Below are 14107 nucleotides of genomic sequence, written 5' to 3' on the forward strand. Positions count from 1 at the left end.
GCGCGCGATGTACCCGGCTGCCGAAGAACAGGGCGTGCCTGTTTCTTGGCCCGTGGCGCGGGCGGCGTCACCGGAGCACGCCGCTACCGCTCCGTGGCGATCCTCAGTGCTTGTCGCTGGAGAGCTTGTCCGACCAGGCGAGCAGCAGGCTCGACCCCACGAACACCACGTGGATGATGACGAGCCAGGTCAGCGTCTCCTGGCTGTAGCCCTTGGGCAGGTCCATGAATGCCTTCAGGAGCTGGATGGCGGAGATGGCGACGATGGAGGCGAGCAGCTTCTGCTTGAGCCCGGTGAAGTCCACCCGCGTCATCCATTCCGGCCAGTCGGGGTGCCCGGCGGGGTCGATCTTCGAGACGAAGTTCTCGTAGCCCGAGAAGATGACGATGAGCACGAGGTTGCCGGTGAGGGTCAGGTCCACCAGCGCCAGGATGCCGAGAATCGTGTCGCTCTCGGAGGCGCCGAGGGCATGGGTGACGAAGTGCACCAACTCGGAGCCGAACTTGAACAGCAGCACGAACAGCGCGATCACCAGCCCGAGATAAAAGGGGGCCATGATCCAGCGGCTGCGGAACAGTATCGACTCGATCACCCGCTCGACCATCACCCTCGCCCTCTCGCCCGAATGGAAACGCCGCGCCCGCGCGCCGGCCTGTTTCCCCAGGGGTGCCATGGGCCGTGCCGCGCGGCAAGCGGTCAAAGCTTCGCAGGGGAAGGCGCGGCTTCCCCTGCGGCCGGGCTCCCCCGCGCGCGCAAATGCCTTAAGACAGGAGGCCGCCACACACCGGGAGCCGAAACCGCATGACCTCCAGCGCCCGCCCGACCCTCCTGCTTACCGGCTCCATCATGGAATCCGTGGTGGAACGCCAGCTCGCCGACCGCTTCACCCTGGCGCCGCTCGCCGATCTCGACCGGCTGGACGCGGGAACGGTGCGCGCCATCGCCACCCGCGGCGGCCGCCCGGTGGACGCGGCGCTGATGGCCCGCCTGCCGGCGCTGGAGATCGTCGCCAATTTCGGCGTCGGCTACGATACCGTGGACGCCCAGGCCGCCGCCGCCCGCGGCGTGCTCGTCACCCACACGCCCGACGTGCTGGACGAGGAGGTGGCGGACCTTGCGGTCGGCCTGCTGCTGGCCGCCGTGCGCCGCCTGCCGCAGGCCGACCGCTTCGTGCGCGCGGGCGGCTGGCTGAAAGGCGCCTTCCCCCTCACCGCCACCCTGCGCGGGCGCACGGTGGGGCTGGTGGGCATGGGGCGCATCGGCCGCGCCATCGCCCGCCGGCTGGAGGCGTTCGGGGTCGGCCTTGCCTATCACAGCCGCCGGCCGGTAGCGGACGTGGCCTATCCCCATTATCCGGACCTCACGGCCATGGCGGCGGCGGTGGACACGCTGGTGGTGATCGTGCCCGGCGGTCCCGCCACCCGCAACATGGTGGACGCGGCGGTGCTGGCGGCGCTGGGGCCGCAGGGTGTGCTGGTGAATGTGGCGCGCGGCTCGGTGGTGGACGAGGCGGCGCTGCTCGCCGCGCTCCAGGCGGGCACGCTCCTTGCCGCCGGGCTCGACGTGTTCGCCGATGAGCCGCGGGTGCCGGAGGCCTTCTTCGCCCTCGAAAACGTGGTGCTGTTGCCGCATGTGGGCTCCGCCACCACCTTCACCCGCGAGGCGATGGGCCAGCTGGTGGTGGACAATCTCTTCTCCTGGCTCGACGGCAAGGGCCCCCTGACCCCGGTGCTCGAAACCCCCTGGCCGAAGCCCTGAGCCGGCGGCTTCCCTATATGAAGTACGCGCGCGCGGATGTGGAAAGCTCTATCCTCGCGCAGATGGGTCGAGGGAGGGATGTGATGCCGGTCCGGTCCAGGGCTGCCGCCGTGGCGGTGCTCGCGATGGCGTGGTGGTGGGCGCCGCAGGCGGCTTGCGCGCAGCCGCGCGAGGTCGCTCCGGGCGCGGTCGCTCCGGCCTTCCGCGCCGAGGAGGCGGCCGCGCGGCTCGCCGGACAGTTCCGCCTCGCCAGCGCCGATGGGGAGCGCCGCTGCGACCTGACCCTCGCCGCGTCGCCGGTCGAGGGCGGCTTTTCGGTGACGCTCGATCCGGCGGCGTGCGCCGCCATCTCCTTCGCCACTCTGGTGCGGGCCTGGGCGCCGGATGCGGCCGGCTCCATCCGCCTGCTGAACGCGCAGGGGCGCACGGTGGCGGAGTTCACCGAGGCGACCGGCGGCAGCTTCGAGGCGCTGCGCGAGGGAGACGGTGTCTATTTCCTGGGGCCGCCCGGCACCGGCGAGGGCCTGCCGGCCACGCCTGAGGAAGTGATGGGAGAGTGGCTGCTCTCGCGCGGGGCGGGGCCCGCGGTGTGCCGCTGGACCCTGGGCGAGGCGCGCGCGCCCGGCGGCGGCTACCGGATGGAGGTGGCGCCGGACTGCGACGAATCCCTCACCCGCTTCGGTGCCGGGAGCTGGGAGCTGTCCGGGGGCAATATCCTGGTGCGGGGTGTTGCAGATGGGTCGACGATTCGCTTCGCCCGGCAGGAGGACGGTACCTGGGCGCGGGTCCCGGAACGCAATCGCCCCCTCCTCATGACACGTCCGTGACAACGGCCGGGGTTCAAGAGCGCCGGATTTTCCTCTCAGGAAGAGATGCGAATTTCACTTCCTATTCCGGCGTTGCTCAAAAGCAACACGAAAATCCAGCGTTCATGCGGGTTTGCCTAATACGCTGGCAGGCCATGCCTGATTTTTCGCGTTGGACTTCGGCCGCAGAGCTGGTTTTTATCACCTTAATTCTCTGCGGGGGTAAACACATATGAAGAAGATTGCACTGGTCGCCGCTTCCATGCTCATCGCCGGCTCGGCCTCGGCCGCCGACCTGACCATGCCCGTCAAGGCGGCCCCTGCTCCTGAGCCCACTCCCGTGTGGGACCTCGCGTTCGGCGCCAAGCTCACCAGCGACTACATCTTCCGCGGCATGACCCAGACCAACGGCGATCCGGCCGTGCAGGGCTATGCCGAGCTGCGCCTGTTCGACTGGGTGTACGGCGGCCTGTTCATGTCCAGCGTGAACTTCCCGGCGGTCATCAACAACTACCAGGTTACTGGCCTCACCGATCCGTCCGCCGAGATGGACATCTACGGCGGCCTGCGTCACACCTGGGGTGGCCTCACCCTCGACGTCGGTTACGTCTACTACTACTATCCCGGCCAGCTCTCCGAGAATTCCTACGCGCTGGGCGTGCCCGCCGCGAACATGAATTACTGGGAAGTGTACTTCAAGCCGACCTATGTCATCAATGACATCTTCACCGTCGGCGCGAACCTGTACTACTCCAGCAACTATGTGGGCACCGGCTCGGACGATACCTACCTGTCCGGTACCTTGAAGGTGGACTTCTCCAAGTGGAGCCCCGTCAAGGACGTCGGCTTCTACGTGTCGGGTGAGGTCGGCTACCAGTGGCTGGGCACGACCAACTACAGCAACATCTTCGTTGCGAACTACGAGCTGCCCTCCTACACCACCTGGAACGTCGGCGCCGCCTTCACCTACAAGGCTGCCACCCTCGACCTGCGCTACTACGGCTCGGATCTCTCCGAGGGCTACCTGCCCAACGGCTCGTTCAACACCTGCGGCCAGGTGTCCGGCCTCTCGAACGCCTGCGGCGATCGCTTCGTGGCGAGCCTCTCGATCGACACCAGCCTGAACGCGCTGAAGTGATCTGAACCTCCGTCTCCCGACGGAACAGGGCGCCGCGTGATCGCGCGGCGCCCTTTTTGTTGCGCGGGCCTCTCCGCGTCGCTGTGCCGGTCATCTCGCCACGGCGCAGCGCGGCCCGTGCCCGCCGCAGGAGCGATGCGCGAGGGGGCGTCCGCTGCTCAGAGGTCGCGTGCGCCCGGCATGTGTGCTCGAGAGGCGGATGGATCGGCCGGTCCCCTCGCGGCACGCCGCCGCCAGAGGCCGCCTCTCGGCGCGCCGCCATACAGGCCCGGCGGGGGAAGCATGCCGCCTTGCGGCGTGCCACGTTACGGCATGTCGACGGCCGTCGCGAGGCCGGCGTACTCGGCTGGAGGGCATCGTGCGCGGACTGCCGGGCGCGCAAGGCGTCTCGCGAATGTCCCGCGCGGAGCGTGTCGCGCCAAACGGCGTGGGCCTGACACAGGGCCTCGGATCAGCCTGCCCAGCAACCCGAACGCACCCATCTGGCGCCAGCCGGGACCGGAGCCGGCGGTTTCAGATCAGCCGCAGGCCCTTGAGGCTCGCGTGGCCGTCCTTGCCGACGATGATGTGGTCGTGCACCTCGATCCCCAGCGGCTTGGCCACGTCGATGATGCGCTTGGTCATGTCGATGTCGGCGCGGGAAGGGGTCGGGTCGCCGGACGGGTGGTTGTGGCACAGGATGATCGCGGAGGCGGAGACTTCCAGCGCCCGCTTCACCACCTCGCGCGGGTAGACGGGGGCGTGGTCCACCGTGCCGGTCTGGAGCACCTCGTCGGTGATGAGCTGGTTGCGCTTGTCGAGGAACAGCACCCGCACCTGCTCGCGGTCGGCATAGGCCATGGCGGTGCGGCAATAATCCACCACCGCGCTCCAGGAGGAGAGGGCGGGGCGGCGCTTCACCTGCCCCTTGGCGAGCCGCTGGGCGGCGGCCTCGGCCAGCTTCAGCTCGGTCACTACGGCGTCCTTCACGCCGGGCATCTCGGCCAGGAGAAGGGCGGGGGCGGTGATGACCTCCGCGAACGAACCGAACCGCTCCAGCAATGCCTTGGCGAGGGGCTTCACGTCACGCCGGGGAATGGCGCGGAACAGGATCAGCTCCAGCAGCTCATAGTCGGCCAGCGCCTGGGCGCCGGCCTCGCGGAAGCGGGCGCGCAGGCGGTCGCGGTGGCCGTGAAAGTGCGGCGCCTCGTTCAGGCCGCCTTCGGGCTCTCCAGCCATGGGTCCTCATCCCCCGCCGCCCGCGGACACGCGGGCGCGAATCGATCCGCCCGCATGGTGCGCGATTTCCCGCCGCCGGGCCATGCCCGCGCCGTCAGGCGGTGGCGTAGGGCGGCTTGTGGTAGCCCTTGGGGCTGATGGTGAAGATCTCCACCCCGGTCTCGGTCACGCCCACGGCATGCTCGAACTGGGCGGAGAGCGAGCGGTCCCGCGTCACGGCGGTCCAGCCGTCGGAGAGCACCTTCACGTGGGGGCGGCCCAGGTTGATCATGGGCTCCACGGTGAAGATCATGCCCGGCACCAGCTGCGGGCCCTCGCCCCGGCGCCCCACGTGCACGATGTTGGGCTCGTCGTGGAACACCCGGCCCACGCCGTGGCCGCAGAAGTCCCGCACCACGCTCATGTGCTGGGGCTCCACGAATTCCTGGATGGCGGCGCCGATGTCACCCACATGGCCGCCGGGCTTGATGGCGGCGATGCCGAGCATCATGGATTCATAGGTCACGTCCAGCAGCCGCTCGGCCCGGCGGGGAATCTCGCCGATGGCGTACATGCGGCTCGAATCCCCGTACCAGCCGTCGAGCACCACGGTGACATCCACGTTCACGATGTCGCCCTCGCGCAGCGGCTTGGCGTTGGGCATGCCGTGGCACACCACATGGTTGATGGAGGTGCACACCGAGTAGCGGTAGCCGCGGTACATCAGGGTCGCCGGATAGGCCCCGCGGGCGACGGCGTAATCATAGACCAGGGTGTCGACGGCGGCGGTGGTCACGCCCGGCCCGATCATCTCGGCGATGGCGTCGAGGATCTCGGCGGCGAGGCGGCCGGCCTTGCGCATGCCCTCGAAGCCCTCGGGCCCGTAGAGCTTGATGTGTCCGGTCTTTCTGAGCGGCGCGTCCGCCGCTTCCACGTAGGTCATGATGTCGCCTTCTCGCCGGGCGCCGCCGGGGCGTGGCCGGAACCGTTCTGTCGGATGCTGTACCCCCAAGATTTATGCCAACTCGCCGCCAAAGCAAGCGCCGGGCCGCCTTTCAGCCGATCATGGGGATTTCGGCCGCGACCTTTATGCCTTCGAGCGTGATCGCGCAGGCGAGCGCCATGGCCTCCACCCCCGCCGCGCGGGCGGCGTCGAAGGCGGCGCCATAGGCCGGGTCGAGGTCGCGCGCGAGGCCGATGGCGCGGGCCGAGCCGATCTGGCTGATGTAGACCATCACCGCCCGCCGCCCGGCCCGCGCCTCGGCCGAAAGCTCGACCAGGTGCTTGGCCCCGCGCGCGGTGACGCAATCGGGAAACTCGGCGGCGCCGGGCGCGCGCATGAGATGCACGTTCTTCACCTCCACCAGGCAGGCGGGGCGCCCCTCCTCCTCCAGCAGGATGTCGATGCGGCTGTTGACGCCGTATTTCACCTCCCGCCGCAGCCGGCCATAGCCGGAAAGGCCCGCCACCTGCCCGGCGGCGATGGCCTCCGCCACCAGGGCGTTGGGGTGCATGGTGTTGACGCCCACCAGCTCCGGCCCGGCGCCGAAGTCGGCCTCCACCAGCTCCCAGCTCAGGGGCAGCTTGCGCGTGAGGCTGGCGCTGCGGGAAAGCCACACCCGGCTGCCGGGCGCGTCCAGCCCCAGCATGGCGCCGGAATTGGCCACGTGGACGGTGGTCTCGGTGCCGTCCTCCAGCACCACGTCGGCGAGGAAGCGCTTGTAGCGGCGCACCAGCCGCGCGGGCATGAGCGGGGCGGGAAAGCGCATCAGGCCGCCCGCGGGTGGAAGGGATGGGGCATTTCGGAACGCATGGCGGCGACTCGGCGGGAAGGGACCGGGCCACCATAGAGGGCGGCGGCCCCGCCCGCGATCCCCGCCCGGCGGCTCAGGTGATGTCCTCCCGCACGTGCACGCGCCACTGGGGCGCGGCGCGCGGCACCAGCAGGTTCAGCGCGCCGGGGGCGATGGCATAGCGCAGCGGCAGGCTCTCGCGCGCCGCCTCGCCATCGGTGGCGACCCAGGCCCGGCTGCGCCGCGCGTGGATGGTGACACGCCGGGCGGTGAGCACGTGGATGCCGGGATTGTCGCGCCAGCCGCCCACCAGCACGTCGGCCCCCGCCCTCAGCCGCGCCAGGGCGCCGCGATCCTCCGCCACCAGCACCTCCAGCAGCCCGCCGTCGAGCCGCGAGCGGTGAAGGCCCGGCGCGTCGAAGGCGTTGACGGTGACGAGCGCGGCATAGGCCTCCACCGGGTGTGAGGCGCCGGCCAGCTCCAGCTCCAGCGACATCCGCCCGGCCCGGAACGCCGCCTTGGCCAAGGCGATGAGCCAGCCCGCGACGCGCCCGTGCCGCTCGCGCTCCTGCTCGCGTGCCAGCGCCATCTGGCTGAAGAAGCCCACCCCCGAGACCGAATGGAACGGCCGCCCGTTGAGGGTGCCGAGGTCGATCCGCATGGGCCGGGCGTCCGCCAGGGCGGCGAGCGCGCCCGCAAGATCGCGCGGCAGGCCGATATCGTGGGCGAGAAGGTTCATGGTGCCGAGCGGCAGCACGCCGAGCACGGTTCCTGTATTGGCATAGAGCGCGGCGGCGGCGGAAAGGGTGCCGTCGCCGGCACCCACCACCACGGTGTCGTAGCCGGCCTCGGGCGCCTCGCGCAGGAGGGCGGCGAGATCGTCGCCGGCGGCCACCTCCACCTTCACGTCCATGCCGGCGCGGGAGAGGGCGGAATCCACCTGCCGGCGCATCGGCTCGGCCCCGAGATCGAGCAGATGGCCCGCTTTGGCATTGAGTACCACGAGCATTCGCCGCATCGTACGCGTCCCCGTCCCCGGCGGCCCCCGTCCGGGACCCGCGATCTCACCTTAAGGAAAGGCATCATGTCCAGCCCATCGACCGGAGCGCAGAAGGCCTCCATCCTCCGCCTGCGCGCCGGGCTGCTGCTGCTCGTCGGCTTCGTCCTCCTGTGCGGCGCGGGCGGCAATTTCGTGGCGCGTCAGTTCGGGCTCGGCTGGGGCTGGGCGATCCTGGTGGCCGCCGTCATCTGGGTGGGGGTGGGCATCGCCCTCGCGCGGCTCGACCCGCGGATCTATTTCGGCGTGGCGTTCGCGGTCACGGCCCTGCTCGCCTATCTCGTCTATGATTTCTGCGCCTCGGCGCTCGAATGGCCGGGCGCCGTCTCGGCGCTGCTGGCGCTCGCCGCCACCGCTCTCCTCGCCTTCACCTTCTACGATTTCCGCCGCCTGAAGGACGAGCTGCGGCTCTGGCTCTACAAGCGCTGACGGCGCTTGACTTCCCCCCCTGCGAAGATAGAGCCTCGCGCTGCGGTTTCGCGCCCCCCGTGCGGGGCGTGGGGGAGTGGAGACGATCATGCCCGCGGGGGGCCTTTATCTCTACACTGGGCCGATCGTCGCCTTCTTCCTCAGCGCGCTCTATCTCGGCATCTGGCTCCACCGGCGTGAGCGCGCCTATATCCTGCTGCTGTCGCTGGCCTTCTTCTGCTTCATGGTCGCGGCGCTCTCGCAGATGCTGTTCATCCCGCGCGACAGCGGGCTGAACGCGGTGGTGTCCACCGCCGTCTACACGCTGTGCATCTATCTGCTGGTGAAGGGCATCGGCCTCAGGTTCGGCGGGCCGGGGCGCGAGCGGCTCACGGCCGCCCTTTCGGTCGCGGTGGTGGGGCTCAGCATCTATTTCTTCTACGTGGAGCCCAGCCTGCTGGCGCGCATCTACGTGCAGAACTTCGGCTACGGCATCATCGTGGTGGCGGCGGCGCTGCGGGTGCGCGCGCGGGCCGAGCGGAGCGTGCTCGACCGCGCCTTCTTCTGGGTGCTGCTGCTGTTCGGCCTGCATTTCTTCGTGCGGACCGTGCTGACCGCTCCCATCGCCGGAGAACTCGCGCGCTACGACCAGCTCATCGCCGCCGGCGCCGATCCCGTGCAGATGCGCCGCGGCTTCGCCGACAGCGCCTTCTGGCAGGTGCTGAACTTCTCCGTCTTCATCGCCGGCCTGCTCATCGCGCTCATGCTGTTCCTCGCCGTGGCGCTGGACCTGATCGAGGATTTCCGGCGCGAGAGCGGGGTGGACACGCTGACGGGCCTGCTCAACCGGCGCGGCTTCCTCCTGGAGGCGGGGCAGGTCTGGGCCGATGCCGAGATGCGGCCGCTCAGCGTCGCCTATGGCGACCTCGACCACTTCAAGGCCATCAACGACAGCTTCGGCCATGCCGCCGGGGACCGCGTGCTCCGGCAGTTCGCGGAGCTGCTCTCCTCCGAGCTGCGGCACCGGGACGTGGCGGCGCGGTTCGGCGGGGAGGAGTTCGTTCTGCTGCTGCCGCGTGCCGAGGGGGCGAAGGCGCTCGCCATCGCCGACCGCGTGCGCCGCGCCGTGCGCGACATGGTGATCGAGGACCTGAGCGACGGGCGGGCCGTGACCGTGAGCTTCGGTGTCGCGGAGGTGGGGCCGACCGAGACCCTGGCCGAGGCCATCCATCGGGCCGACCGCATGCTCTACGCCGCCAAGCGCGCGGGGCGCGACCGCAGCCTGCTCGCGCCCGAGGTGCCCCACCCCTGAGGGCAAAATCGGGGATTCCGCCCGGAACCGGGCCGTGCGGCGACCGTTTTCCCTCTCCGCGCGTGGATTTTGCGCCGCCGGGCGGTTTTTCCGACGGTTTCTCCTCGTCTGCCGCGTTGCGGGAGAAGCAAAGGGTGCATTAGGGTCGGCGCGCAAGCCTGCCTGGGAATCTTCTGATGCACCAAAGAACCGCCCGTCCTGTCGATCCGGCCTCCGATGCCGCCATCGCGGCCAGCGTGACGCCGCTGCCCATCGAGGACGTGGCGGCGCGGCTCGCCATTCCGGCCGCCGCCATCTTCCGCCACGGCCCCTACAAGGCCAAGCTCTCGCTCGATTTCATCGCCGATCTCGACGCGCGGACGGGGGAGGGCGCGGGGCAGGGCCCAGAACAGGGGACGGGGCAAGGGGCGGGGCAGGGGCGGCTCATCCTCGTCACCGCCATCAGCCCCACTCCGGCGGGCGAGGGCAAGACCACCACCACCATCGGCCTCGGCGACGCCCTCTCGCGGCTCGGCGCCAAGACCGCGGTGTGCCTGCGCGAGCCCTCCCTCGGCCCGGTGTTCGGCGCCAAGGGCGGGGCCACCGGCGGCGGGCGCGCCCAGATCATCCCCATGCAGGACATCAACCTGCACTTCACCGGCGACATCCATGCCATCTCGGCCGCGCACAACCTGCTGTCGGCCCTCATCGACAACCACATCTACTGGGGCAACGGCCTCGACCTCGACGCCCGGCGCATCGCGTGGCGGCGGGTGATGGACCTCAACGACCGGGCCCTGCGCGCCATCACCGTCGGCCTCGGCGGCCCGGCCAACGGCTTCCCGCGCGAGGACGGGTTCGACATCACGGTGGCGAGCGAGGTGATGGCCATCTTCTGCCTCGCCGACAGCCTGGAAGACCTCGACGCCCGCCTCTCCCGCATGGTGGTGGGCCAGACCCGCGGCCGCCGCATGGTGAGCGCGGCCGAGTTCGGCAGCATCGGCTCCATGGTGGCGCTGCTGCGGGACGCGTTCCAGCCGAACCTGGTGCAGACCATGGAGGGCACGCCCGCTCTGGTGCACGGCGGGCCCTTCGCCAACATCGCCCACGGCTGCAATTCCGTGATGGCCACCAAGAGCGCCCTGGCGCTGGCCGACTATGTGGTGACCGAGGCCGGTTTCGGCGCCGATCTCGGGGCCGAGAAGTTCCTGGACATCAAGTGCCGGCAGGCGGGGCTCGCGCCCTCGGCGGCGGTGGTGGTGGCCACCATCCGTGCGCTGAAGATGCATGGCGGCGTGCCGGTGAAGGAACTGGCGCCCGAGAACGTGGCAGCGGTGGTGGCCGGCACCGCCAACCTCAGGCGCCATGTGGAGAACCTCGCCAAGTTCGGCCTGCCGGTGGCGGTGGCGCTCAACCGCTTCACCACCGACACGGCGGCCGAGGTGGAGGCGGTGCGCGGCGCCCTCGCGGACATGGGGGTGGAGGTCCACGTCTGCTCCCACTGGGCTGATGGCGGGCGCGGCGCCGAGGGCCTTGCCCGCGCCGTGATGGACCTTGCCGCGCGCGGCGCCGACTTCCGCTTCCTCTATCCCGACGAGATGCCGCTGAAGGACAAGATCGAGACCGTGGCGCGGGAGATCTACGCCGCCGGGCGGGTGGATTTCTCCGCCACCGCCCTGAGCCGGCTGCGGGAGTTCGAGGCGGCGGGCTTCGGCCGCCTGCCGGTGTGCATGGCGAAGACGCAGTATTCCTTCTCGGCCGACCCCACCCTGCGCAACGCGCCGAGCGGCCACGCTTTGCCCATCCGCGACGTGCGGCTCTCCGCTGGCGCCGGCTTCGTGGTGGCGCTGGCCGGCGACATCATGACCATGCCGGGCCTGCCCTCCCACCCGGCGGCGGAGCACATCTTCGTCACGCCCGACGGCTTCATCGCCGGCCTGTCCTGAGGAGCGGCGCCTTCGGGCCGGGATGGGCATGAAGGCCGGGCTTCGGCCTCCGGTCCCCGCCGGCCCGGTGCTTCCGCCGGCTTCGGCCAGCCGAAACCGGCTGCGTGACGGAACCGATGGATGTCTGGGGTGACGCATGCGCTCTCCGCCGTGACGTGGGCCCGCGGCGACGCCCGGCCCAGCGTTGCTGCGGCAACTGGCGGGACTCTGCCGGCGCTGACGGCCGAAGCCCGGCTCCCGTGACGCCTGAGGGAAGCTTGCTCCGCCGCCCGCACGGCGTGCGAGGGACCGCGGGCCCCGGCCAGCGGCGGGACCGGTTCGCGTGAGGCCCATGGAAGAGGCATCGGGGCGACGTGTCGGGCGACGTTCGCGCCTGCCGCCGTCGCGCGGGTCGACCGTCGCGGCCCGGCTGCCTGTTCGACGGCTCGCGAGATGCCGTGAACGGTAATGGCTGAAGGGCCGACTTCCGGGACACCTGAGAGGGCCGCGCCGGCGCGGGATGTCTGGGCGACGCCCGCGCTTGAGGCCGTGCCATTGCAAATCGCAGAACGCCGGTTGAGCGCTGTCTTGAGAGCGGCGAGGCGCTGCGGCCCTCGGTCACCCGAAAGACTGGCGCGCCTGAAGCCCGCCGACCCAGCGAAAGGCTGAAGCGAGCGCGCTGGCGGGATGCCTTGGCGACGTTCGTGTTCTCGGCCATGGCACTGCGAATCGCAGGGGCGCTGTTTCGACAGGGGGAGGCGCTGAGGCCTTCAGTCAGCCGAAAACCTGACGGGCCCGAAGCCTGCTGACGTGGCTGAAGGCTGAAGCGAGCGCGCTGGCGGGATGCCTTGGCGACGTTCGTGTTCCCGGCCGTGGCGTGTGCGGACGGCCGTGTGCGGCTGCGCGCCGCCGAGGCGTCAGGCGAGACGCGGCCCGGCTCCGGATGGCCTTGCCCGGCGGGCCGGGGCAGGCGGTGGGCGCTTCCGGCGGCGCATGCGGGCCGGCATGGTCTCCTCCGGTGCGCCGGGGTGAGGCTCGCCGGAGGCTCCAGGGCGCTGCCCTAAAGAGATGAGCGGGGGGTCCGCCATTGCCGTGCGCGCCCGCCGGAGATAGAGCGATTTCCGCTCGCATTGGTTCGCGGAAATCGCTCTAGACTATTGATATCACGCATATTCAGGCGAACCGGTATCCGCTTCGCCTGAATATGCGCTAGTCGATCACCTCGGTCTGCGGCTCGCGGCCGATGAGCTTGGCGAGCTGGCGCAGGCGGGCCTGCACGCGCTCGTTCACCAGCGACGCGAGGTCGCGCGGCATGCTCAGCACCAGTTGCTCGCCCCGCACCTCCAGCGACGTGCGCGGCAGGGTGCCCGGCATGGCGGCGGAGAGCAGGTAGGCCACCCGCATGGCCCCGCCCAGGATGCGGGCGCGGTCGAGCTGGCCGGTGCTCACCATCTCCAGGATGCGGGTCTCCGCATCGTCGGCGCCGATGCCCACGTGGCGGAAGTAGACCGAGAGCGCCAGATAGGCGCGGCCCGCGTGGTCGAGCCCGGCGAAGGCCGCGTGGGCGATCATGTTGAGGCTCTGCTCGCCCCGGTAGTCGGGGTGGGCGCGCCAGCTCACGTCGGAGAGCAGGCAGGCGGCCTGGCGCAGGCGTGTCTCGTCGGCGCTTTCCTCCAGCACGGGGGAGGAGGCGAAGAAGGCGTCGGTCCAGCCCACCAGCTCCCCGCCGTGGCGCGGCGAGCGCGAGCGCAGCATGTTGAGCTCGGCCGCCGCCAGCAGCAGGGGGTCCTCGGCCCGCGCCTCGGGCGGGAGCAGGGAGTAGAGCAGGCCCTCGCGCACGCCGAGGGCGGAGATGACCACCTGCGAGGCCCGGCCCAGGCGCACCACGTTCTCCAGCACCAGCGCGCCATAGGCGAGCAGGGGCCGGCGGGCGTCGGAGACGACGTCGATATGGGCGAGCGTCTCGGCATCGGCCCGGTGCACGATGCGGGTGAAGTCCAGCGCCTCGCGGGCGGGAATCACGTAGCCGTGCATCACGTGCAGCGGATAGCCCTTCTGGAACATGTGCAGGCGCGCCAGCGCCCGCCATGTGCCGCCGACGGCGTAGAAGGTGCGCCCGGCGAGATCGTTCAGCACGCCCGCGTCGGGCATGGTTTCCTTGATGATCTTCTCGGCCTTGCGCGGCGAGCGCGAGGAGCGGTCCTGCAACGCGAGGCCGCCCAGCGGCATGGTGATGCCGGTGCCGATGCGGCCGTCCTTCACGTTCACCAGCTCCAGCGAGCCGCCGCCGAGGTCGCCCACCACGCCGTCGGGCTCGTGCACGCCGGCCAGGATGCCGCAGGCCGCCAGCTCCGCCTCGCGCTTGCCCGTGAGCAGCTCGATGGTGGTGCCGCAGATGGCCTCGCACTCGGCGATGAAGGCGGGGCCGTTCTCCGCGTCGCGGGCGGCGGCGGTGGCGAGGGCGTGGATGGCGCCCACGCCCATGGCGTTGCACAGCGCCTTGAAGCGGCGCAGCGCGGAGAAGGCGCGCTGCACCGCGTCCTCGGCCAGCCGGCCGGTGGACAGCACCTCGCGGCCGAGGCCGCAAAGCGCCTTTTCGTTGAAAACCGGGGTGAGCGCGCGGTTCATCCCCTCGTACACCACCAGGCGCACGGAGTTGGAACCGATGTCGATCACCGCGACGGGCGCCCCCACCGACAGCCGTCCCGGCGCCCGGTGGGGATCGTCGACCGCC

At 70.6% G+C, this 14107-nt stretch carries 12 protein-coding genes; 6 read left to right on the top strand and 6 right to left on the bottom strand.

Annotated elements, in window-relative coordinates:
- Positions 1-103 precede the first annotated feature (103 nt).
- On the bottom strand, positions 104-604 hold the full coding sequence (locus V5F75_RS07435) for a TIGR00645 family protein (protein ID WP_394035644.1): 501 nt from the start codon (positions 602-604) through the stop codon (positions 104-106).
- Positions 605-801: 197 nt separating this feature from the next.
- On the opposite strand from V5F75_RS07435, the gene V5F75_RS07440 reads away from it, so the two are divergent.
- The 3 genes from V5F75_RS07440 to V5F75_RS07450 all read left to right on the top strand — a co-directional run bounded on the left by V5F75_RS07440 (position 802) and on the right by V5F75_RS07450 (position 3702).
- Positions 802-1758 carry a 2-hydroxyacid dehydrogenase gene (locus V5F75_RS07440; RefSeq protein WP_394035642.1) on the top strand — a complete coding sequence of 319 codons (957 nt, stop codon included), beginning with the start codon at positions 802-804 and terminating at the stop codon, positions 1756-1758.
- An 83-nt stretch (positions 1759-1841) separates the two neighbouring features.
- Positions 1842-2585: a protease inhibitor Inh/omp19 family protein gene (locus tag V5F75_RS07445; protein ID WP_394035640.1), complete on the top strand. Its 744-nt coding sequence runs from the start codon at positions 1842-1844 to the stop codon at positions 2583-2585.
- 211 nt (positions 2586-2796) lie between these two features.
- Entirely contained in the window at positions 2797-3702 is a 906-nt protein-coding gene (locus V5F75_RS07450) for a TorF family putative porin (RefSeq protein WP_394035638.1), read from the top strand.
- Positions 3703-4215: 513 nt separating this feature from the next.
- On the opposite strand, the gene radC is transcribed toward V5F75_RS07450, so the two are convergent.
- The 4 genes from radC to V5F75_RS07470 form a co-directional block, all read right to left on the bottom strand.
- Positions 4216-4920 carry a RadC family protein gene (gene radC, locus V5F75_RS07455; protein ID WP_394035636.1) on the bottom strand — a complete coding sequence of 235 codons (705 nt, stop codon included), beginning with the start codon at positions 4918-4920 and terminating at the stop codon, positions 4216-4218.
- A 94-nt stretch (positions 4921-5014) separates the two neighbouring features.
- A complete protein-coding gene (map, locus tag V5F75_RS07460) occupies positions 5015-5842 on the bottom strand; it encodes a type I methionyl aminopeptidase (protein WP_394035634.1) in 828 nt (275 codons plus the stop codon).
- A 112-nt stretch (positions 5843-5954) separates the two neighbouring features.
- On the bottom strand, positions 5955-6668 hold the full coding sequence (sfsA, locus tag V5F75_RS07465; RefSeq protein ID WP_394035632.1) for a DNA/RNA nuclease SfsA: 714 nt from the start codon (positions 6666-6668) through the stop codon (positions 5955-5957).
- Between the two features lie 118 nt (positions 6669-6786).
- Complete coding sequence (locus V5F75_RS07470) at positions 6787-7701, bottom strand: diacylglycerol/lipid kinase family protein (protein WP_394035630.1); 915 nt, start codon at positions 7699-7701, stop codon at positions 6787-6789.
- Between the two features lie 75 nt (positions 7702-7776).
- On the opposite strand from V5F75_RS07470, the gene V5F75_RS07475 reads away from it, so the two are divergent.
- The 3 genes from V5F75_RS07475 (at position 7777) to V5F75_RS07485 (ending at position 11394) form a co-directional block, all read left to right on the top strand.
- Positions 7777-8178, top strand: a complete 402-nt coding sequence (locus V5F75_RS07475) for a hypothetical protein (RefSeq protein WP_394035628.1) — start codon at positions 7777-7779, stop codon at positions 8176-8178.
- 88 nt (positions 8179-8266) lie between these two features.
- Positions 8267-9469: a GGDEF domain-containing protein gene (locus tag V5F75_RS07480; RefSeq protein WP_394035626.1), complete on the top strand. Its 1203-nt coding sequence runs from the start codon at positions 8267-8269 to the stop codon at positions 9467-9469.
- A gap of 176 nt (positions 9470-9645) precedes the next feature.
- Positions 9646-11394, top strand: a complete 1749-nt coding sequence (locus V5F75_RS07485; protein ID WP_394035624.1) for a formate--tetrahydrofolate ligase — start codon at positions 9646-9648, stop codon at positions 11392-11394.
- 1188 nt (positions 11395-12582) lie between these two features.
- Here V5F75_RS07485 and ppx read toward each other — a convergent pair.
- Positions 12583-14067, bottom strand: coding sequence for an exopolyphosphatase (gene ppx / locus V5F75_RS07490; RefSeq protein ID WP_394035623.1), 1485 nt, complete (start codon positions 14065-14067; stop codon positions 12583-12585).
- Between the last annotated feature and the right edge of the window lie 40 nt (positions 14068-14107).

The organism is Xanthobacter albus (assembly GCF_043194895.2).
GTDB lineage: Bacteria > Pseudomonadota > Alphaproteobacteria > Rhizobiales > Xanthobacteraceae > Xanthobacter.